Genomic DNA, 21,112 nt, shown 5'->3' with positions numbered 1-21,112 from the left:
CAGACGATCAGCTGCTGGCCTTCCTCGAGTCGCTCTGAATATGCCGAATGACCGCATGGCCAAGGCCAACGCTCTAAAGCGTGGGCACTGGCCATGCGGCATAATCCTGATCCCGGCATAATATGCTCTTACCTGTTCGCGTCCCCGCCTCGACGCTTTCGGTGGCGGCGCACATGTCATCGACTTGGGTGCGCGCAAATCCATCGGCTGGACCAGCACGCAAGAATGGCTGGCTGCGGCGCTGAACGGGGAAGACGCACATGCCTGAGCTCATCTGCACGACGGTCTATCAGTTCCCCGAGCTCTCCGATGCGGCCAAAGACAAGGCGCGCAGCTGGTATCGCGACCTCGGGCCCCACGACGACTGGTGGGATGCGGTCTACGAGGATTTCGAACGGGTCTGTGAAATCCTCGGCTTTCGTTTAAAGACCACGCCCGTCCGCCTGATGGGCGGCGGGACAAGACAGAAACCCTGCATCTGGTTTTCGGGTTTCTGGAGCCAGGGCGACGGTGCGGCCTTCGAGGGATACCTCAGCCACGCCAAGGGCGCGGCCGCACGCATTCGGGACTACGCCCCGACGGACGCGACGCTGCACGGCATCGCCGACCGCCTGCAAGCCATCCAGCGGCGGAACTTCTACCAGCTCGCCGCCGAGACCAGTCACCGTGGCCGCTACTATCACGAATACACCATGTCGGTGGACGTCACGCGCGACAGTTCAACCTGGCAGTCGCCCACCGAGGACGCGGAGGAGATCGTGACCGAAGCGCTGCGTGATCTCGCCCGTTGGCTTTATCGCCAACTTCAGGCCGAATACGACCACCTCACCTCGGACGAGGCCATCGAGGAGGGGATCATCGTCAACGAGTACACCTTCACCGAAGGAGGGCGGCGTTTCGGGTGAAACCGACATTGTGAATATCTTCCCTCATCAGGCACTTGAAATGTACGTCAATTGGGCGTACATGATGACGAGATATTCAGGAGGCGGCTATGCTTGGTTTCCATGACACCACGCGCGCGATCGATGAGCGCAACGAGGCCCGGATGAATTTCCGGACCAAGCCTCGCATCAAGACTGCGATCCAGCAGGCAGCGGCACTTTCAGGCGTCGACGATTCCGTCTTCACGATGAATGCTGCCTACCAGGCCGCGCTGACAACAATCGCGGCGCATGAACGGACGGTGCTGTTGCCGGTCGATCATGAAGCGTTTTTCGCGGCACTTGATGCCCCGGCGGCGCCGACTGATGCTCTACGCGCGGCTTTCCGTCGGCACAATGACACGGTTGTGTCGAAGTAAATGGCGGCATCACAACCGTCCGCCCATACCATTGAGCCGTTCGATCCGGAGAGACATGATCGAGCGGCTTTTTCTTGCGGCGTCGAACAGGTCGACAACTATTTTCAAAAGACTGCCAACAAGCTGGCAAAGGCGGACAACGTCCGACTTTATGTAATGGTCGATCCTGCCGGCACGGTGATCGGTTTCTATGCTCTCAATGCCCATTCCGTTCACTTCACGGATCTGCCCGCAAAGTTCGCGCGCACACGCCCTTCGCACGGCAACATCCCGGCTGCTTACATCTCGATGATCGGGCGGGACCTAAGGTTTCGCGGGGGTGGATATGGTGGCGATCTGCTTGTCGACGCTCTTCGCCGGATTGCCGTTGCGGCCGATGCCATCGGCGTCGCCGTCGTCATGCTTGATGTGCTTGACTGTGGCGATCCCGACCGCGTTGCGCGCCGCAAAACACTTTACGAAAGCTATGGGTTCCTGTCGCAGGCGTCGAACCCTTCGAGGATGTTCCTGCCCGTCAGTATTGTCCGCAAGCTCATCGTCGAAGATGACGACGGGCAACAGAAGGATGTGGTGCTCACGGAATTGGCGCTGCCAGTACAGAACTTGGACCGAGGGTGAGGCCTCGTAAGGCCGAAACTGCCAACCTATGGCATGGCAGATTGCCCGTGTTTGCAATGCCATGGGTGAGCATAGGCGTGGTAAATCAGGTCTTGCCTGAAGTAGAGTCGAATGGAAGCTGCGCGCCGCAGCTTCTTTGATGGACAACAGTTTTCAGCGTCATCGGCGCCTTAAATCGTGATCTTCCAAAGAAATCGACGAGCGGCCTCAAGCGAAACGGGGCCGATGGTGCGGGGTCTTGCGATGATCGCCATCGCCACTTCAAGAAGCTCGAGTCAGCGGCTTGGCTACGGGGCGTTCACTCAAATCGCTAAAGGAAGCTTGTATCCGGCAAGATCGGAGAATTTGCGCGCGACTTCCGCGAAAGCGTCCTTGCTGACCCCCATCTCGTCTATAAACGACTGCTGCAGCTTGGGGGACACTTCGGACAGGAAGGCGAACACGCTGCAATCGTAGGAGTCCGCACTATTAATGTCGGCAATTTTTTCGGCCAGCTGGGCAGCCGTCAGCAGCACGCCGTAAGGCGCGCTGACTGTCGACATTACCTTCGCTGTGACCGAGGCCATTGCATCATCTCTGTGCTGGAACTGCTTCTACAAGATAGGTGATTGAGCTTTCCAAAACAACAAAGCCCCGATCGCGCATCGTCACCTGTTCCCGTCGATCCATTTCGACATCAGGCCCTTGTCTCGGAAACACTCGTCCGGAACAGCGCGGCGCTTGATGCGAGCAAGACGCTCAGCAAAGGCGACCTGCTTCGACGACGGCAGCTGGTCGAGCGCTGAAACCGGCTTCAGCCTGGCCTGCGCATCGATCCAAGAACTCAAAGCCCGCCGATCCTGCTGCACCTCCCATGGCAACAGCGTCTGGTTCTTGAGCGCCAACGACCGCGCGTAGGCAATCTGCTTGGGCGTGACGGGAATTGCAAAACTGGTGTCTTCCATCGGGGAAACTCCTTTGCTGCTTGGCTCCCATTTATAGAACATAACAGGAACAAAATCAACCACCGCTCTGCCAAGGATCGACGTTCGAGAGGCAGAGGCAGGATGGGGCAGGGGGAGCTGGAAGGCCGCGTGAGAGCGCCTTCGGCTCACCGTTTTCCCCAACCTGAGGTGTTCTGATGACCTTCCAACCGTTGATCCCGACCGTGCTGACGCCGGTCGTTGTTCCTGTCCTGCCTGATCCTGCGACCGGGATCCTTGCCGTGGCCGAGGCCCTGCAGCCCGATCTGGCGCAGGGATTCCAGATCGACGCGCTGCGCCTGCGCCTCGAGATGCAGCGTGCCTTCGGCGACTCCGATGCGATGGGCGCTTGGGATTGGAAACTGGCCTATGAAGCGGGCGAGGTGGCACTTGTCCTCTTCCTGCGGAAATTCGGCCGCGCGCTGCTCGCACGTGCTGGATCGCCTGCCGCGCTGCTGCCGATCGTCGCCAAGGTTGCCGGCCTCTTGCCGACGCATACCCGGCGCTCGGAGGAGATGGAGCGGTTCCAGCAATTCTCGACACCGCTGCCAATGGGGATCGCTGCCCTTGCCGCTGCGCAGATCACGCAGCGTGACCTGGTCCTCGAGCCTTCGGCCGGGACCGGCCTTCTGGCGATCCTCGCGGAAATCGCGGGAGGCAGCCTCGCGCTGAACGAACTCACCGAGACCCGCGCCGGCCTTCTGCGTCACCTTTTTCCGGTGCATCCCGTCACTACCTTCGACGCGGCGCAGATCGACGATCATCTGGACGCGGGCCTGTGCCCGAGCGTCATCCTGATGAACCCGCCGTTCTCGGCGGTAGCCCATGTCGATGGCCGGACGACCGAGGCGACAGCCCGGCATCTGCGCTCGGCCCTTGCGCGTCTGGCCCCCGGCGGGCGTCTGGTCGCAATCACCGGTGCCGGTTTCGCGCCGGACGCACCTGCCTGGGCGGAAACCTTCGCCCGCCTGACCGAGACGGCGCATCTGGTCTTCACCGGCTCCGTGTCGGGTGCGGCGTTCGCCAAGCACGGCACCAGCTTCGAGACCCGGATCTCGGTCTTCGACAAGTGCCGGGGCGGCGAGCGGGGCGGCATCACCGCCGATCTGGCTCGGCCGATGTCTCCCGATGTGGCGCACCTCCTTGCCCGGATTGCCGCCGAGGTCCCGCCGCGCCTCGAGATGGATGCGGGCGCCGTCGCTCAATCGCAGCCCGCTTCCCCTTTCCGGGGACTTCCTGCCCGTGCGTCCGGCCCTGCCGCTCGCCCCTTGCGTTCAACGGCAGCGGCCAAGATGGAGGTGATTGGCACCACGCCGGATGCGGAGGATCTGTCCTATACCTTGCGCGAGGCCGCGGACGATCTTGGCGCTGTGCGCCTGTCGGACGCGATCTACGAGACCTTCCGCCTGCAGGCGATCGACATCCCTGGCGCGGCGCCGCATCCGACTAAGCTGGTGCAGTCGGCAGCCATGGCGTCCGTTGCGCCCCCCAAACCCTCCTATCGTCCCAAACTGCCCGCCGCCGTCCTGCGCGACGGCCTCCTCTCCGAAGCACAACTCGAGACCGTGATCTACGCGGGCGAGGCGCATGCTGCGTATCTCGCCGGCTCGTGGACCGTCGATGAAACCGGCGACATGGTCTCGGCCGCGCCGGACGATGCCGCGGACGCTGTCCGCTTCCGCCGTGGTTTCTTCCTTGGCGACGGTACTGGCGCGGGCAAGGGCCGCCAATCTGCCGGGATCCTGCTCGACAACTGGTGCCAGGGCCGCCGTAAGGCGCTCTGGATATCGAAGAGCGACAAGCTTCTCGAGGACGCGCAGCGCGACTGGTCCGCACTCGGCCAGGAGCGACTGCTTGTCACGCCGCTCTCGCGCTTTGTCCAAGGTCGCGACATCCCGCTCACTGAGGGCATCCTCTTCACCACCTATGCCACGCTGCGCTCGGAAGAACGTGGCACCAAGAAATCCCGCGTCGACCAGATCGTCGAATGGCTCGGGGCGGATTTTGACGGGGTGATCCTGTTTGACGAAAGCCATGCCATGGCCAATGCGGCCGGATCGAAGGGCGAGCGCGGTGACACCGAGGCCTCGCAGCAGGGCAGGGCGGGCCTGCGTCTCCAGCACAAGCTGCCGAATGCCCGTGTGGTCTATGTCTCGGCCACGGGCGCGACGACGGTGCACAATCTCGCCTATGCGCAACGCCTCGGGCTTTGGGGCAGCGAAGATTTCCCCTTCGCAACCCGTGCCGAGTTTGTGCAGGCCATTGAGGCCGGCGGCGTGGCTGCGATGGAGGTCCTCGCCCGCGACCTGCGGTCCCTGGGCCTCTATACGGCCCGGTCGCTTTCCTACGATGGCGTCGAATACGAGATGCTGGAGCACGCGCTGACGCCCGAGCAGCGCGGCATCTACGATGCCTATGCCGGGGCTTTCGCCATCATCCACAACAATCTGGCTGCCGCGATGGAAGCCGCCAACATCACGGGGGATGCTGGCACACTGAACCGTCAGGCCAAGTCCGCCGCGCGCTCGGCTTTCGAGTCTGCCAAGCAGCGCTTCTTCGGGCATCTGCTCACCTCGATGAAAACCCCCACCCTCATTGCCAGCATCGAGGTCGATCTCGCGGCAGGCCATGCTGCCGTCATCCAGATCGTCTCGACCGGCGAGGCGCTGATGGAACGCCGCCTGTCGGAGATCCCGACCGAGGAGTGGAACGATATCCGCGTCGACATTACCCCGCGGGAATATGTCCTCGACTACCTCGCCCATTCCTTCCCGGTGCAGCTCTACGAGCCTTTCACCGACAGCGAGGGCAATCTGTCGTCGCGACCCGTGGTCCGTGACGGCCAACCAGTGGAATGCCGCGAGGCCACCCGCAGGCGCGACGCGCTGATCGAGAAGCTGGCATCACTCCCGCCCGTGCCCGGGGCGCTGGATCAGATCGTCCAGCGCTTCGGCACCGACCTCGTCGCCGAGATCACAGGCCGCTCGCGCCGCATCGTGCGCAAGGGCGAGGGTCCGGCGGCGCGACTTGTCGTGGAAAGCCGAGCGGGGTCTGCCAACCTCGCGGAAACCGCAGCTTTCATGGACGACCAGAAGCCCATCCTGATCTTCTCGGACGCCGGCGGCACGGGTCGGAGCTACCACGCCGATCTCGGAGCGAAGAACCAGCGGCTGCGCGTCCACTATCTGCTGGAGCCCGGTTGGAAGGCCGACGCGGCCATTCAGGGCCTCGGGCGGACCAACCGCACCAATCAGGCGCAACCGCCGCTCTTCCGGCCAGTGGCCACGGATGTGAAAGCGGAGAAGAGGTTCCTTTCGACCATCGCCCGCCGCCTCGACACGCTGGGTGCCATCACGCGCGGCCAGCGCCAGACCGGCGGGCAGGGGCTGTTCCGACCCGAGGACAACCTCGAGTCCCCCTATGCCCGCGACGCCCTGCGCCAACTCTACCGCCGCATCTATCGCGGCGACGTGGCGGGGTGCTCGCTCGGAGCCTTCGAGGATTCCACCGGTCTCAGCCTGACCGATGACAACGGGCTGAAGGACGACCTGCCGCCGATCACGACCTTCCTCAATCGCTTGCTGGCACTGACGATCGACATGCAGGCCGTGCTCTTCTCGGCCTTCGAGGAATTGCTCGACCAGCGCATCGAGGGGGCCATCGCGGCCGGGGTCTACGACCTCGGGCTCGAGACGCTGCGCGCCGAAAGCTTCCGCGTCACGGATGCGCGGGTAATCTACACCCATCCTGGCTCCGGTGCCGAAACCCAGCTTCTGACCATCGCAGAAAAGCGTCGCAACACGCCAACCTCGCTGGCGGACGCGCTGGACTGGCTCGACGATCCGAAGGCACGCCTTCTGGTCAACAGCCGCTCAGGCCGTGCCGCCGTGCAGGTGCCCGCCACCAGCCTGATGCTGGACGACGGCACCATCGAGCCGCGCCTGCGGCTGATCCGGCCGACCGAGGCCAGCACCGTGCCTGCCAAGATAATGGAAGACACCCATTGGCTGGAAGTCGACCGCACGGCCTTCGCCGCCGCCTGGACGGCGGAACTGGCCGAGGTGCCGGAGTTCACGGAAACCACGATCCACATCGTGGCGGGCCTGCTGCTGCCAATCTGGAAGCAGCTTCCGCAGGATGAAACTCGCGTCTACCGGCTGCAGACCGATGACGGCCAGCGCATCATCGGCCGCCGTGTCTCGCCGGCCTGGGTCGCGACCACGCTAGCCGAGGACGCGCCGAAGCTCACGTCGGCGCAGGTCCATGCGCTCGTTCTGGAGGGCAAGACCGTCGTGCGCTTGGCCGAAGGGATGGAGTTGCACCGCTCCCGCGTCATGGGGGTCAACCGGATCGAGCTCTCCGGGTTCACGGAAGCGCAGAAGGACCGGCTCAAGGCCGATGGCTTTTTCTCGGAAATCATCGCCTGGAAGCTGCGCCTCTTCTGTCCGACCGATTCCGGCGGTGTGAAAGTGCTCGATCAGCTGCTTGCACGTTTCCCCATCCAGGGTCTACATGCACGCAAAGGTTGTTAATCGTGTGTGCCATGTCATTGGAAACAGAAGAGATACTGCGAGACCTCTCGCAAAATGCCGAAAGCGTTTGCCGCCATTATCTTCCCGCCGGCAGGCGGGAAGGCTCCTATTGGATGGTCGGTGATCTGCAAAACAATCCGGGCCGCTCGCTGTTCGTCAGGCTGACCGGTCCCACCTCGGGGCCGGGAGCTCGGGGCAAATGGACCGATTCAGCCACGTCGGAATTCGGCGATCTCCTCGACATCATCCGCGAACGCACGGGGATCACCCGATTTCCCGATCTTCTGGCCGAGGCACGGATGCATCTTGGCCGTCCGCAGCCGGTTCTCCCGGATGCCAATTTCCCGCGCAGCCGAAAATCCCCCTCGGGTACGCCAGCAGCAGCGGCGCGCTTGTTTGCGGCCTCGCTGCCATTGGCAGGCACTCTGGCAGAAGCCTACTTGCGCGCCCGGGGCATCACCCAAGCGTTGCAGAGTTCAAGCCTGCGCTTCCACCCGAAGTGCTGGCATCGGGATGAAGGTCAAACCAAACCTGTTCCCAGACCAGCGTTGATCGCCGCGGTCACCGATGGAGCAGGGGCCTTGCAGGGCGTGCACCGCACTTGGCTCAGCAGCAACGGACAGGACAAGGCGGCTGTCGACACACCGCGTCGGGCTATGGGTCACCTCCTCGGCAATGCCGTCAGGATCGCACCAGCAGATCAAACCCTCGTGCTGGGGGAAGGCCTCGAGACCATGCTTTCCGTCCGCGAGGCGGCACCTTCTTTGCCCGTCTGGGCGGCACTCTCGTCGGGTCACCTCGGAGCCGTCCTGTTGCCGGTGGGATTGCAGCGCCTCTACATCGCCATCGACCGCGATCCGGCGGGGCAGCGTGCGGCGGAAAGGTTGACCGCCAGAGCAACCGAGGCCGGGATTGCCGTAAGGGTGCTCGAGCCGCAGCTCGGGGATTTCAACGACGATCTTCGCGCCCACGGCGCTGACGCGCTGCGCCAGCATCTGGCAGAGCAGATCGACCCCAAGGATCAGCATCTGCTGACGATCTGAACTCTCAAAGCGCAAAGGCAGTCAGGGAGCGGGGCAGGGGGTCAAGCATCGCTTGAGGAACAGGGCCGCGTTTTTGCCCAACCCCCGGCTGTCAAACCCGCGCAGGCATCCGCACGTCCTTCAAGAGATGGGCAGGCGGCCGTCAAAGGGGCCGCCCCTTCAAGGACGGGGGGCAACTGATTTCCGCCGGCGGGGCTCGCCCCGCCTTTGCATCGCGAGGCAAATCAGCCGCCCCCCGTCCTCCTCCACATGCGTTCCGGCCCCAAAGAGGGGGTGAAGGGGCGTCCCCTTCCACGGCTTCCGCAGCCCATGAAGGCCGCGCGGGATGTCGCGCGGGCCCGAGCAGCCGGAGGCAAAAGACCATGACGACCCAATTCCAGAGCGAGGATTTCGACCGCAGCCCCGCCCTTTCCCAGACCGCCTGGGCGCTTCAGGAGCTTCAGCTCTACGGCACCCGTGCCTTTCAGGACGAGGTCGATCTGCGCCCGATGCCGGAACCCGAGCGCCTCATCGACGCGGTCAGCGATATCTTCGATGCCCTCGTCGCAACCCTTGGCGACACCCGCATGGAACCCGACCTCGAAGAATTGCTCTGGGGCCAGGTCAACCTCTTCCACCGCGCCGCCGCCCGCACCGAGCGCCTGCTCGACGGCAATGAAGTGGCGCAACACCGCCTGCAGCGTGAACAGGACGGCTCTGAGGTGAAATCGACCGAACTTGAGCGCCTGACGGCCGAAGGCACCAGCCTGGTCGAAAGGCGGCATTGTCTGGAAGCCTTCCGCGACCGCAGCGCCGAGGCGTTTGAGCTGCACACCGGCTCCACCTGGCGGCCCCGCTCTGGCTCGATGGTGAACCACAAGCACTTGACCGCAGCGCTGATCGACAGCCGCGATTTCCTCTCCGCCAAACGCCGCTCGGAAACCGAAGTGATGCTGCCCCAAGGCACCAAGATCGCACTCACCGGCGGGACCGACTTCAACGATCACCGCCTGATCTGGGGCAAGCTGGATCAGGTCCAAACCAAATATCCCGACATGATCCTTCTCCACGGTGGCAGCCCCAAGGGTGCTGAACTCATCGCCGCCAAATGGGCTGAAGCCCGCAAGGTCACGCAGGTTGCCTTCAAACCAGACTGGACCAAGCACGCCAAGGCCGCACCCTTCAAGCGCAACGATGCCATGCTGGAAGTGCTGCCTGTGGGCGTTCTCGTCTTCCCGGGCAATGGCATCCAGGAAAACCTCGCCGACAAGGCCAAGAAGCTCGGCATCCCGGTTCTGAAGTTCGAGAAGGGGGCGTGAGCCCCCTCAGATCTCGTTTTCGGTCTAGAGCGGTCTGCTGGTGCTACCAAATATTGCGTGCTCCTTCTTCAAAGCGGCCACTAATGCATCGCGGGGCGAGACTTGCCGTTCGATACCTGTTCACTCATAGATTGTTTTGGTAACGTTGGGGGCGAACATAACGGGGTGATTTGCGATGAAGCTGAAGGAATACAGGGTCCGTGAGTTCCGCAGCATCTGGGACACTGGTCCTATAAAGGTAGACGATCAGACAACCTGCTTCGTCGGCAAGAACGAGGCAGGCAAAACCACTGTTCTGACTGCTCTTTATCGCACCAACCCTATTCGACCCAAGGACGCGGTTTTCGACGAGACTTACGACTACCCCAAGCGCGAGGTCGAGGACTACTTGCACGCGGTCGAAAGTGGCGAGCGCGAGAAGGCTGTAGTTGTCAATTGCACTTACGAACTCGAACAGGATGACTTCGACGCTATATCAGAAGTCTTCGGACCAAAGGCATTCACCGGCCCAACATTTACCCGTGAATGCTACTATGGCAACAATAGCAGCAAGGGTTTCCTGACATGCGATGAGGCTGCTGCAAGGAAGCACCTCGCTGACAACTCAGCGTTGCCTGATGACCTAAAGACCAAGCTGCTCGAAGCTTCAGGCTGGCAGGCATTTGCTGATACCATCAATGTTGCAGAAGCTACCGAAGCTGTCATGGCGCTTAAATCTCTGGTCGATAAGGTCACCAAGAGTGGCAATGTTCGCTCTTACATCTATCACAACCTGATCTGGCCCCGCGTGCCCAAGTTTCTCTACTTCGATGAGTATTACCAGATGGAAGGGCAGGCCAACCTCAACGCCCTCATTGCGCGCGAAGACAGCGACCAGCTCCTCGACTCGGACTACCCGCTCATAGGCCTCATCAACCTCGCGCGCCTCGACCACCGCAAACTCGTGGCCACCAACAACACGGTGGAACTGAAGAACAAGCTGCAAGGTGCTGGGAACCACCTAACCCAGCGTATCGTCAAGTACTGGTCTCAAAACAAGCACATACAGATGCGCTTCGATGTGCGTGACGCGAAAGCTGGAGACCCTGACGGGATGCAGCAAGGAGTCAACGTCTGGGGCGAGGTGTATGACTCAGTGCACTGGGCCACGACGCCGCTTAGCAATCGGTCGCGGGGATTTGTGTGGTTCTTCTCGTTCTTGGCTTGGTACGAGGACATAAAACGCCAGAAGCAGAATGTCATCCTACTGCTCGATGAGCCTGGCCTATCACTGCACGGCCGAGCGCAGGCTGACTTGTTACGCTATTTCGACAGCGAGCTGTCGGGCCACCAACTCCTATATACCACACACTCACCGTTCATGATCGACCCGACTAAGTTCGAGCGGGTTCGCATCGTGCAGGATTTGGGCATTGATGCCCTCGAGGCTCTTCCCAAGGAAGAAGACGGCACGAAAGTGCTGGCGAACGTGTTCGACGCCACCGACGATAGCTTATTCCCTTTGCAGGGCGCGCTCGGCTACGAAATCCAGCAGACCCTTTTCATCGGTCCGAACTCACTTATTGTCGAGGGTGTTGCGGATATGCTCTATCTCAGGGCGATGTCGGCCCAAATGGAGCGCGAGGGCCGCGAGGGGTTGTCGGAACAGTGGACCATCACTCCCGTCGGCGGCAGCGGAAAAGTGCCAACGTTCGTGGCGCTCCTCGGCTCGCAAAAGGGGATCAACGTTGCAACGCTGCTGGATATTCAAAACAGCGATAAGCAACTCATCGAAGACCTATACAAGAAGAATCTGCTCAACAAGAAGCAGGTGTCGACGTACGCGGACTTCACCGGCACTGCTGAAGCCGATGTAGAGGACATGTTCGACCGATCCTTCTATCTCGAACTTGTCAACGGCGAATACGGCAAACAGCTTGCGTCAAGAATCACGCCTTCAAAGCTCAACCAGAATGTGCCGCGCACGCTTCGGGCGATTGACGCTTGGCTAGCCGAAAACCCGATGAAGTCTGGTTCATTCGGCCACTACAGGCCCGCACGCTTTTTCACCGAGCAGCTATCCACTCTTTGGCCGAAGGTGTCGGACGAAACAAAAGACCGGTTCGAGGCAGCGTTCAAGCATTTGAACGGGCTGTTGCGTAGGTAAGTCCAAATAGCTGCTTGACGTGACCAGACCAAGCCTGTGGTGCATGGGACCCTCTCATCAGATGGAGAACACTAGGGCTTGAAAATTGTTCTGCGCCTTGTCTCCATCCCCAAAAGGCTAAACGTTTCCAGTCACTGAGTTCAACACGTCAGGCTTAAGGGATTGAAAAACAGGCCACACACCATCATGGTTGTGAAAACAAACAACTTTGTGTGCCAGTGTTAGAACCCGTCAACCAGAACCCCGAACAGATCGCCCGCGATCAGATCGACAAGCGGCTGTTGGCTGCGGGTTGGCTGGTGCAGGACAAGTCATCGCTGAACCCGAATGCGGCCCTTGGTGTCGCTGTTCGGGAATATCCAACCGATACCGGGCCTGCCGACTATGTGCTTTTCGTCGATGGACGTGCCGTTGGCGTGGTGGAAGCAAAGCCGGACAGCTGGGGCGAACGCCTGACCACAGTTGAAGAGCAATCATCAGGCTATGCCAGCGCAAAGCTGAAATGGGTGTCGAACGCCGAGCCGCTGCCGTTCCTTTACGAAAGCACTGCCGTCGTTACCCGCTTTACCGATGGTCGCGATCCCAGCCCCCGCTCGCGTGAGGTGTTCACCTTTCATCGCCCCGATACCCTCAAGGCCTGGCGCAATGATCCGTTGTCCTTGCGCGCCGGGTTGCAGCAGCTGCCGGACCTAAACACCGATAACCTGCGCGACTGTCAAATCAAGGCGATCACCAAGCTGGAGGCCTCGCTCCAACTGGGCAAACCCCGCGCTCTGGTCCAGATGGCCACCGGCTCGGGAAAGACATTCACTGCCATCACCCAGATCTACCGTCTTCTGAAACACGCTGGCGCGCGCCGCATCCTGTTTCTGGTCGATACCAAGAACCTTGGCGAACAGGCCGAGGGCGAGTTCATGGCCTATCTGCCGAACGACGATAACCGCAAATTCACCGAACTGTATAACGTCCAGCGCCTCACCTCCCCGTCGATGGCAGGCGATACTCAGGTCGTGATTTCCACCATCCAGCGCATGTATGCCACACTGAAGGGCGAGCCGCTGGATGAGGCTGCCGAAGACCAACACCCCGAAGATCAGCAATGGCGCCGCCGTGAACCCCTTCCGGTGGTCTATAACCCGAAACTGCCGCCCGAGACCTTTGATGTGGTGGTCATCGATGAATGCCACCGCTCTATCTACAACCTCTGGCGTCAGGTGATCGAATATTTCGACGCCTTTCTGATCGGCCTGACCGCCACGCCCGACGCCCGCACCTACGGGTTTTTCCAACAAAATGTCGTCAGCGAATACACCCATGAAAACGCCATCGCCGACAAGGTCAACGTCGGCAACGAGGTCTTCCTGATCGAAACCGAAATCAGTCAGGCGGGCGGCAAACTGCAGGCCCAGCAACTGATTGAAAAACGCGAACGCCAGACCCGTGCGCGTCGTTGGGAAACGCAGGAAGACGAGGCCGCCTATGCTGCGACCCAGCTTGACCGTTCCATCGTGGCCCCCGACCAGATCCGCACCGTGATCCAGACCTTCCGAGACCAGTGGCCAGCCATCTTCCCCGGCCGCAAGGAACTGCCGAAAACCCTGATCTTTGCCAAAACCGACAGCCACGCCGATGACATCATCCAGATGGTCCGCACTGAATTTGGCGAGCGCAACGATTTCTGCCGCAAGATCACCAACGGGGCCAAGAACCCGAAATCCACCCTTTCCGCCTTTCGCAACGAATATTACCCGCGCATCGCCGTCACCGTGGACATGATCGCCACCGGAACCGACGTCAAACCCCTGGAATGTCTGATCTTCATGCGCGACGTGAAGTCGAGAAACTATTTCGAACAGATGAAGGGGCGCGGCACCCGAGTGGTCGATGCCGACGCGCTGAAAAAGGTCAGCCCCTCGGCTCTGGCGAAAACCCATTATGTCATCATTGATGCTGTGGGCGTGACCAAATCGCTGAAGACCGCCAGCCAGCCTTTGGACAGCAAGCCGTCGATCTCGTTCAAAGACCTTGCTTACGGTCTGATGATGGGCGACCGGTCCGAGGAAACTGTCAGCTCGCTTGCCTCGCGCCTGTCGCGGCTGGATACCAAACTGGACGCCACCGATCAGGCGCAGATCGCGGAATTGGCGGGCCGCCCCTTGGCGGGCATCATCCGTGATCTGTTCGACGCGATAGATGCCGACAAGGTCGAGGCGGACGCCAAGGCCGCAGGCCACCCCGAGCCGGATGACGCCGCCATGAACACCGCGCGTGAGGCGCGGATCAAACAGGCCGCCAACCTGTTCACAGGCCCGCTGATCAACCTGATCGACACCATCCGCCGCGACCATGAACAGACCATCGACCATGATAGCAAAGACAAACTGCTGCGCGCCGAATGGGCGGGCGATGTGACGGAAAACGCCCAGAAAATCACGCAGGATTTCGCCACCTACCTGAACGCAAACCGCGATCAGGTGGCCGCCCTGACCATCTATTTCAACACCCCCGCGCGGCGTTCCGAGGTGTCCTTTGCCATGGTCAAGGAGGTGTTGCACCGCCTGACCACCGACCAGCCCCGCCTTGCCCCCCTGACCGTCTGGCGCGCCTATGCGCATCTGGACGGGTATAAGGGTGACACGCCCGCAGGCGATCTGACCGCCCTTGTCGCCCTGATCCGCCGCGTCACCGGGCTTGATCCCACGCTGACCCGCCATTCCGACCGCGTGCGCCGCAACTTCCAGAACTGGATCCTGAAACGCCATTCGGGCGCGGGCGAGAAATTCACCAAGGATCAGATGGACTGGCTGCACATGATCCGCGACCACCTTGCCACGTCTTTCATCATCGAGCGTGATGATCTGGACATGGCCCCCTTTGACGGCAAGGGCGGAATGGGGCAGATGTATGCGCTGTTTGGCGAAGGCATGGAGGCCGTGATGACCGAGATGAATGAGGCGCTCTCGGCATGACGGAAATACTTTGGGAAGCCCCCAAAACTTGGGCATGGGCCCGAATTGACGAAGTCGGTGAAGTTGTGTCGGGGGCTACTCCGTCGACAAAGGTCTCAGAATACTGGGGCAACGATGTTATCTGGTTTTCCCCAGCAGATTTAACTGGTTACCGCGCAAAGTTCATTGCGAAGGGCGCAAAGAGCATTTCTCTCAAAGGACTTTCCAACTCATCTGCAAGGGTCTTCCCGGCTGGAAGCGTCATGTTTTCATCCCGCGCGCCTGTCGGATATGTCGCCATCAACATGCATGAGGCGTCGACAAATCAAGGCTTTAAGACCTTGGTCCCTAACGCCGGGGTGTTCAACGAGTATGTCTACTACTATTTCAAGGCTATTCGGCACATTGCTGAACAACGGGCCACGGGCACGACGTTCAAAGAGCTTTCTGGTTCTGCATTTTCTGCGTTGCCAATCGTCCTTCCCCCCACCAACGAACAACGCCGGATCGTTGAGAAGATCGAGGCGATGTTTGAGAGGATCGACAAAGGGGTCGAAAACCTGCGTGGGGCCAAGGCCACGCTGGCGCTATACCGCCAATCACTGCTCAAATCCGCGTTCGAGGGCAACCTGACCGCCGACTGGCGCGCGCAGAACGCAGGTGCGCTGGAAACCCCCAAAACACTGCTGGCTCGCATCCAAAAAGAACGCGAAACCCGCTACAAATCCGCCCTAGACGACTGGCAAACCGCCCTCGCCGAATGGCGCGCAGGCGGTGAATTGGGACGGAAACCGGGCAAGCCGGGGCGGCCGCCGGAGATCATTGGGGAAGCCGTTTTCCCTTCTGGTAAGGTTGCGCAGGTTCCAACATCATGGCGCTGGTCACCCATGTCAGACGTCGGTCGCACAAGTGGAGGCCTGACGAAAAATCAAAAGCGTGAATCTTTGGCGCGAAAAGCTAAGTATTTGCGGGTTGCAAACATCTATTCCAACGAGCTGAGGCTTGACCACATCTCGGAAATTGGCGTGACCGATGAAGAGTTCAGCAAATCCCGCCTTGAAAAAGGTGACCTGCTTTTCGTCGAAGGAAATGGCTCACTTGAACAGATCGGACGGGTGGCGGTTTGGGACGGAAGTATCCCGGACATCACCCACCAGAACCATTTAATCCGCTTTTCGCCAGATGGGCTGTTAGATTCACAGTTTGCGATGTTGTTTATGATATCGCCGGTTGGCCGCAACTTGATCAAGGCGCAAGCAAGTTCAACGTCGGGTTTGCATACCTTGAGTATTTCGAAGATCGCAAACCTCCCAGTCCCCATCTGCTCCCCCGCCGAACAAGCCGAAATCACCCGCATCCTCGACACCCGCCTGACCGCTGCCGACAGGATGGAGGTCGAGATCGACGCCGCCCTGACCCGCGCCGACGCCCTGCGCCAATCCATCCTAAAACGCGCCTTTGCAGGCAAGCTCGTCCCCCAAGACCCGACCGACGAACCCGCCCCCACCCTCCTGGCCCGCATCAAGGCCGAACGGGCAAAGGCGGGCAAGACAGCAAAAAGAAAGACCACCCATGCAAGCTGACGATCACCCCATCGAGGTTATCCTTGCCGAAGGCCGTCGGTTCATGGTGCCGCTTTATCAGCGGAAATACCAATGGCACGACTTTCAACTCCTCCCCTTTTGGCAGGACGTCGAGGCCAAGGCGATCGAGGTGCTGGAGGGGGAAAGCAAGTTTCAGCATTACATGGGTGCGCTGATCCTTGCCCCGATTGGCGAGGCGGCCCAGATCGGTGTGACGCCAAAGGTGCAGATCGTTGATGGGCAACAGCGGCTGACAACGTTTCAACTGTTCCTTGCAGCACTACGCGAAGTGGCAAAGACCCACGGGCACGTCGATGTTGCAGCCCATGTAGGCGGTTATCTGTTCAACAACCTGAAAACCAAAGACACAGACAAGCTGACCCGGTTCAAGCTGACACCGACCCCATCAGACCAAAAGGTGTTCCATGACATCATGGACAAGGACTACCGGGCGATCCGGACGCAGTATGCTGCCAATTACTGGGGGCGGAGCGTGCCAAAGAACACGCCGTTCCGGGCGCTGCGGGCCTATGATGAGTTCTATCAGCTGATTAACCGCTTTGCCCAGTTCGGGTCCGCCGAGATGATGGCGGACGATGATACGCCGGACGCCGTGGATACAATCGCGGATGAGACCGACACCACCGAGGCCATCGGTACCCGGCTGGAGGCGATGCTGACAGCCGTGCTGAACCGCATGAAGCTGGTGGTGATCACGCTGGGTGAAGGCGACGACGCGCAGGTGATCTTCGAGACGCTGAATTCAAAGGGCGAGCCGTTGCTGGCGATGGATCTGGTGCGCAACAACATCTTTTACCGCGCTGAGAAGGAACAAGCCGAGGTCGAAGATCTTTATAAGACCCTTTGGGATCCGTTTGACCACGCCTGGTGGCGCGAGGCGGCCCCCTTTGCACGCCCCACACGTCCTCGGATCGACCACTTCCTTGCCCACGTGTTGGCCGCGGAAACGGGCGACAAGATTTCCATGCGCGAGCTATACGCGGAATACCGTGCCTTCGCGGTGCCGAAAGGCCGCCCTCGCTTTCAGCAGGTCGAGGACGAATTGCGCGTGTTGGGAAAATATGCCCCGATGTATGAAACGCTTGAAGGGCGGATTGCAGAGGATGCCGACTTGCACTGGTTCGGGCGCAAGTTGTCCGCCTGGCAGGTCACCACGGCGTATCCCATTGCCATGCAGATCAGCGCCAGCAAAATTGCCAATGCCGAGAAGCGCACCCTTTATCGTCTGATCTATTCCTATGTAGTGCGCCGTGCCTTGTCCGGCTTGACGGCGAAAAACCTGAACCGTGTGTTCCAAAGCTTGTCACAGGTGTTCGTGGAAAAAGGCGCCAGCGTTGGTGCTTTGCAGGAGTTCTTTGCAAAACGGCCAGGCGACAGCACAAGGTTTCCAGATGAAAAAGAATTTCGCGATGGGCTGCTAACCAAGGCAGCCTACACTCTGGCTCCGAACACCCGGATCAAAGATGTGCTCTGGGAGTTGGAGCTCGCCAGTCGGTCGAGGTTCGCCGAAGAGATACCAATGCCTGCCGGGCTGTGGACAGAACATGTCCTTCCTCAATCATGGACTGAGGCCTGGCCATTCGAGGAGGGGGCGTTCGTCGAACGGTTCTCCGGCAACCCGAAGGCGAAAGCCCGAGACACGATCGTGCAAACCCTTGGCAACCTCACTCTGTTGACGGGCGGTTTGAACATCTCGGTCGGGAACAAGGGGTTCTTGGAGAAGCGCGCAAAGTTGGAAGAGCACACCGGGCTTTTCCTGAACAAGTGGTTCCTGAGGCTGGATCAGTGGAACGAGGCCGTGATTTCCGCACGCGGAGAGGCGCTGGCAAATATGGCGGTAAATATCTGGCCTGCCCTGCCTAAACAAGGCGACCAAACTGTAGAAGGCAAATCGGTATGAACACCGCCCCCATCGTTTCCAAGGTCTGGAGTTTTTGCACCACCCTGCGTGATGATGGCGTGGGGTATGGCGATTATCTGGAGCAGTTGACCTATCTGATCTTCTTGAAGATGGCCGATGAATATGCACGCCCGCCATATAACCGTGACATCGGCATTCCGATGGGGTTCGACTGGAGCAGCCTGACCACCCGGCGCGGCGCAGACCTGGAGGCCCATTATGTGGCGCTGCTGCGCAAACTGGGCGAACAGCGGGGCATGCTGGGGCAGATTTTCACCAAGTCGCAAAACAAGATCACCGACCCTGCCAAACTGTTCCGCCTGATCGACATGGTGGACGGCACGAAATGGGTGATGCTGGGTGCCGACGTGAAGGGCGACATTTATGAGGGGCTGCTGGAGCGCAACGCCGAAGATACGAAATCTGGCGCGGGGCAGTATTTCACGCCGCGCGCGTTGATCCGGGCGATGGTTGCCTGCATGCGCCCAGAACCCGGCCAGACCATCGCCGATCCAGCCTGTGGCACGGGCGGCTTTTTCCTGGCCGCGCATGACTACCTGACCAACCCTGCGCATTTCGCCCTCGACAAGGATCAGAAGGCATTCCTGAAGCACGACACCTTTGTCGGGAACGAAATCGTGGCCGGCACCCGACGGCTGTGCCTGATGAACATGTTCCTGCATGGGATCGGCGAGATGACAGGCGAAAGCCTTGTGTCCCCCGCAGACGCACTGATTTCGGCTCCCTCAAAGGGTGTCGATATCGTGCTGGCAAACCCGCCGTTCGGCAAGAAAAGCTCGATGAGTTTCACCAATGCCGAGGGCGAGCAGGAGACTGAGGATCTGACCTATAATCGGCAGGACTTTTGGGCGACGACATCAAACAAGCAGCTGAACTTTGTGCAGCACATCCGGGCCATGCTGAAAACCACTGGACGGGCGGCCGTGGTTGTGCCCGACAACGTATTGTTCGAGGGCGGCGCCGGCGAAGTGATCCGGCGCAAACTTTTGCAGAACACCGACCTGCATACGCAGGAAAGACCCATGGATATTCGCCTGAAAGCCCTTTCCGTCCACCTTCTGACCGCTACGGGCGCGGTTCTGTCGATGTTTGCCATGCTGGCCGCCGTCGAGGAAAAGTGGAGCCTGATGTTCCTGTGGCTGGTGGTCGCGCTGATCGTCGATGGCATCGACGGCCCGCTGGCGCGCCGCTATGACACGCCGCGCAACTGGCCGACCTATGACGGCGTGCTGATGGACCTGATCGTCGATTACCTGACCTATGTGTTCATTCCGGCCTACGCGCTGTTCAAATCGGGGCTGTTGTCGGGCTGGACCGGGTGGTTTGCGATCATCGTGATCTGCTATGGCTCGGTGATCTATTTCGCCGATACCCGCATGAAAACAAAGGATAAATCCTTCTCCGGCTTTCCGGCCTGCTGGAACATGGTGGTGCTGGTGCTGTTCGCGCTCGCGCCCAGCCAGACCACGATCCTTGTCGTGGTGACCGGGCTGACGGTGGCGATGTTCCTGAACCTGAAATTCATCCACCCCACCCGCACGAAACGCTGGATCAACATCTCGCTGCCCGTCGCGCTGGCCTGGGTGGTCTTTGCCGGCTGGGCCGCCTGGCGCAATTTCGAGGAAGGCTCGATCGCGCATTGGGGGCTGGTGGCGACCTCGCTTTACCTCTGCCTTGCCGGCATCGTGCAGCAACTGGTGCCGCAGGGCGTGCGGCGCATCAGCTAAAGCCGCGTCAGGATCACGCCGCCCACGATCACGACGGCGGCCAGCGCCTTGCCCTTGGTCATCCGCTCGCCAAAGGCCAGCCAGCCGATCAGCACCGCAAACAGGATCGAGGTCTCGCGCAGCGCCGCGACCACGGCAATCGGCGCAATGGTCATGGCCCAGACCGAGACGCCATAGGCGCCATAGCTGGCGGCCGTGGCGATGAAGCCGACGCTCCACGGTTTGATCTGGCGGGGCAGCATGTCCAGCCCCTTCCAGGCGAGCATCCCGGTGGCAAAGAACATCCCGTCCACCACGAACACCCAGGCGACATAGGCCACCGCATCGCCCGCCACCCGCGCGCCATGGCCGTCCAGCATGGTATAGATTGCCGTCGCGCAGGCCGAGCCGAGGGCAAAGGGCAAAAGCTTGCGGCTTTCGCCGTTGGCAAAAACCCCCTGCGCCATCAACAGGATACCGCAGCCCAGAACGAAAATGCCGGCGTATTCGTGGAAGGTCAGGCTGTCGGCCGCCATCTGGGTCGGGAAGGCCAGCGCCAACAGCGGCCCGACAACCGCAACGATCAGGGGCGCGGTGCCGCGCGCGATGGGGTAGACGCGGCTCAGGTCGCCATGCTCATAGGCATAGGTCAGGAAAGATTTGTAAAAGAAATGCGCGCAGCCCGCCGCCAGCACCCAGGGCCAGGCCGCCGGGTTCAGGCTGGGCCGCATCGCGGCAACCGCAAGGCCGATCGGCACCTCGCCGATCGACAGGATCACCATAGCCGCCAGCCGCGAGGCGCCGACCTTGATCAGAGAATTCCACAGCACATGTAGAAAGGCCGATCCCAGAACGGCCATCATTACCCAGAACGTCACTGCGCGCCTCGTCTTGCCTGTCGTAAACCGACATTCCCCAAGTGGCCTGCCGCTTGACTTCAAGATCGCCTGATTTTGCTCGCTGGGCAAGCGTTTTTCGCCCCGAGCGGTGTCTGTCGTCGCGCAAACGGCCGAAGTCGGGTGGATCAAGCC

At 60.7% G+C, this 21,112-nt stretch carries 14 protein-coding genes and 1 pseudogene; 12 read left to right on the top strand and 3 right to left on the bottom strand.

Annotated features, from left to right (window positions below; all coding sequences use genetic code 11):
• The first annotated feature begins 260 nt into the window (after nt 1-260).
• From FOA17_RS02355 to FOA17_RS02345, 3 genes are all read left to right on the top strand, one after another.
• Nucleotides 261-905 carry an antitoxin of toxin-antitoxin stability system gene (locus FOA17_RS02355; RefSeq protein WP_108437615.1) on the top strand — a complete coding sequence of 215 codons (645 nt, stop codon included), beginning with the start codon at nt 261-263 and terminating at the stop codon, nt 903-905.
• 89 nt (nt 906-994) lie between these two features.
• Nucleotides 995-1,303, top strand: a complete 309-nt coding sequence (locus tag FOA17_RS02350) for a type II toxin-antitoxin system TacA family antitoxin (protein ID WP_108437614.1) — start codon at nt 995-997, stop codon at nt 1,301-1,303.
• Nucleotides 1,304-1,921, top strand: a complete 618-nt coding sequence (locus FOA17_RS02345) for a GNAT family N-acetyltransferase (protein ID WP_108437613.1) — start codon at nt 1,304-1,306, stop codon at nt 1,919-1,921. It begins immediately after the preceding gene.
• Between the two features lie 302 nt (nt 1,922-2,223).
• Here FOA17_RS02345 and FOA17_RS02340 read toward each other — a convergent pair whose 3' ends face one another.
• A complete protein-coding gene (locus FOA17_RS02340) occupies nt 2,224-2,463 on the bottom strand; it encodes a hypothetical protein (RefSeq protein WP_238991703.1) in 240 nt (79 codons plus the stop codon).
• A gap of 105 nt (nt 2,464-2,568) precedes the next feature.
• Complete coding sequence (locus FOA17_RS02335) at nt 2,569-2,865, bottom strand: hypothetical protein (protein WP_108437611.1); 297 nt, start codon at nt 2,863-2,865, stop codon at nt 2,569-2,571.
• A gap of 176 nt (nt 2,866-3,041) precedes the next feature.
• On the opposite strand from FOA17_RS02335, the gene FOA17_RS02330 reads away from it, so the two are divergent.
• The 9 genes and pseudogenes from FOA17_RS02330 (at nt 3,042) to FOA17_RS20015 (ending at nt 20,102) form a co-directional block, all read left to right on the top strand.
• On the top strand, nt 3,042-7,415 hold the full coding sequence (locus FOA17_RS02330) for a strawberry notch family protein (protein ID WP_149139884.1): 4,374 nt from the start codon (nt 3,042-3,044) through the stop codon (nt 7,413-7,415).
• 11 nt (nt 7,416-7,426) lie between these two features.
• A complete protein-coding gene (locus tag FOA17_RS02325) occupies nt 7,427-8,458 on the top strand; it encodes a DUF7146 domain-containing protein (RefSeq protein ID WP_108437609.1) in 1,032 nt (343 codons plus the stop codon).
• Between the two features lie 362 nt (nt 8,459-8,820).
• A complete protein-coding gene (locus FOA17_RS02320) occupies nt 8,821-9,756 on the top strand; it encodes a DUF2493 domain-containing protein (protein ID WP_108437608.1) in 936 nt (311 codons plus the stop codon).
• Between the two features lie 175 nt (nt 9,757-9,931).
• A complete protein-coding gene (locus tag FOA17_RS02315) occupies nt 9,932-11,902 on the top strand; it encodes an ATP-dependent nuclease (protein WP_108437607.1) in 1,971 nt (656 codons plus the stop codon).
• A gap of 218 nt (nt 11,903-12,120) precedes the next feature.
• The gene (locus FOA17_RS02310) at nt 12,121-14,871 is read left to right on the top strand and encodes a type I restriction endonuclease subunit R (RefSeq protein ID WP_149139883.1); all 2,751 of its coding nucleotides are present in this window, start codon (nt 12,121-12,123) and stop codon (nt 14,869-14,871) included.
• Nucleotides 14,868-16,433, top strand: a complete 1,566-nt coding sequence (locus tag FOA17_RS02305; RefSeq protein ID WP_149139882.1) for a restriction endonuclease subunit S — start codon at nt 14,868-14,870, stop codon at nt 16,431-16,433. The genes FOA17_RS02310 and FOA17_RS02305 overlap by 4 nt, the downstream gene beginning before the upstream one ends.
• Nucleotides 16,423-18,354 carry a DUF262 domain-containing protein gene (locus FOA17_RS02300; protein WP_149139881.1) on the top strand — a complete coding sequence of 644 codons (1,932 nt, stop codon included), beginning with the start codon at nt 16,423-16,425 and terminating at the stop codon, nt 18,352-18,354. Before FOA17_RS02305 ends, FOA17_RS02300 begins: the two co-directional genes overlap by 11 nt.
• Nucleotides 18,351-19,373, top strand: a pseudogene (locus FOA17_RS20020) (class I SAM-dependent DNA methyltransferase); the annotation flags it as partial. The gene FOA17_RS02300 and the pseudogene FOA17_RS20020, both read left to right, overlap by 4 nt.
• A 24-nt stretch (nt 19,374-19,397) precedes the next feature.
• On the top strand, nt 19,398-20,102 hold the full coding sequence (locus FOA17_RS20015; protein ID WP_238991704.1) for a CDP-alcohol phosphatidyltransferase family protein: 705 nt from the start codon (nt 19,398-19,400) through the stop codon (nt 20,100-20,102).
• Here the strand turns inward: FOA17_RS20015 and FOA17_RS02290 are convergent.
• On the bottom strand, nt 20,099-20,959 hold the full coding sequence (locus FOA17_RS02290) for an EamA family transporter (protein ID WP_149139879.1): 861 nt from the start codon (nt 20,957-20,959) through the stop codon (nt 20,099-20,101). The genes FOA17_RS20015 and FOA17_RS02290 overlap by 4 nt on opposite strands.
• Between the last annotated feature and the right edge of the window lie 153 nt (nt 20,960-21,112).

Origin of the sequence: Gemmobacter caeruleus (assembly GCF_008271655.1) — a bacterium.
Taxonomy (GTDB): domain Bacteria; phylum Pseudomonadota; class Alphaproteobacteria; order Rhodobacterales; family Rhodobacteraceae; genus Gemmobacter; species Gemmobacter caeruleus.
Note: the sequence above shows the minus strand (reverse complement) of the source record. Positions and strands in the feature narration are given on the sequence as shown.

What these genes read in the sequence shown, in the direction of transcription:
- FOA17_RS02345 (WP_108437613.1), top strand. Translation starts at nt 1,304, where the DNA reads ATGGCGGCATCACAACCGTCCGCCCATACCATTGAGCCGTTCGATCCG.
- FOA17_RS02350 (WP_108437614.1), top strand. Translation starts at nt 995, where the DNA reads ATGCTTGGTTTCCATGACACCACGCGCGCGATCGATGAGCGCAACGAG.
- FOA17_RS20015 (WP_238991704.1), top strand. Translation starts at nt 19,398, where the DNA reads ATGGATATTCGCCTGAAAGCCCTTTCCGTCCACCTTCTGACCGCTACG.
- FOA17_RS02335 (WP_108437611.1), bottom strand. Translation starts at nt 2,865, where the DNA reads ATGGAAGACACCAGTTTTGCAATTCCCGTCACGCCCAAGCAGATTGCC.
- FOA17_RS02355 (WP_108437615.1), top strand. Translation starts at nt 261, where the DNA reads ATGCCTGAGCTCATCTGCACGACGGTCTATCAGTTCCCCGAGCTCTCC.
- FOA17_RS02330 (WP_149139884.1), top strand. Translation starts at nt 3,042, where the DNA reads ATGACCTTCCAACCGTTGATCCCGACCGTGCTGACGCCGGTCGTTGTT.
- FOA17_RS02325 (WP_108437609.1), top strand. Translation starts at nt 7,427, where the DNA reads ATGTCATTGGAAACAGAAGAGATACTGCGAGACCTCTCGCAAAATGCC.
- FOA17_RS02300 (WP_149139881.1), top strand. Translation starts at nt 16,423, where the DNA reads ATGCAAGCTGACGATCACCCCATCGAGGTTATCCTTGCCGAAGGCCGT.
- FOA17_RS02315 (WP_108437607.1), top strand. Translation starts at nt 9,932, where the DNA reads ATGAAGCTGAAGGAATACAGGGTCCGTGAGTTCCGCAGCATCTGGGAC.
- FOA17_RS02320 (WP_108437608.1), top strand. Translation starts at nt 8,821, where the DNA reads ATGACGACCCAATTCCAGAGCGAGGATTTCGACCGCAGCCCCGCCCTT.
- FOA17_RS02340 (WP_238991703.1), bottom strand. Translation starts at nt 2,463, where the DNA reads ATGTCGACAGTCAGCGCGCCTTACGGCGTGCTGCTGACGGCTGCCCAG.
- FOA17_RS02305 (WP_149139882.1), top strand. Translation starts at nt 14,868, where the DNA reads ATGACGGAAATACTTTGGGAAGCCCCCAAAACTTGGGCATGGGCCCGA.